We start from the raw sequence: 238 nt of genomic DNA on the forward strand, positions 1-238 counted from the left end.
GACCAGTCCTAATCACGCGAGCGAACCTCCTCCGCAAGACGGTGAAGGAGCTTGCGAAGTACCGGGAGAACTGGCGCATCCCCGATGGCCTCACGATGCTGTCGTACGAGGCCCTCAGCCGGGTCAGCCACGCGAGCAAGCTCGCCGAGCTGAAGCCCGACCTCCTCATCTTCGACGAGGTGCAGTGCCTCAAGAATCGGAAGGCGGCCGTCACGAAGCGAGTCATTCGCTTCATGCG

The 238-nt window shown here is 62.6% G+C and carries 1 protein-coding gene; it reads left to right on the top strand.

The features are described from left to right. A partial coding sequence (locus tag Q4548_RS17005; protein ID WP_303457272.1) for a hypothetical protein occupies nucleotides 1-238 on the top strand: 238 nt, incomplete at both ends.

It is taken from the genome of Wenyingzhuangia sp. 2_MG-2023 (assembly GCF_030548295.1).
In the GTDB taxonomy this organism is placed as follows: Bacteria; Bacteroidota; Bacteroidia; order Flavobacteriales; family Flavobacteriaceae; genus Wenyingzhuangia.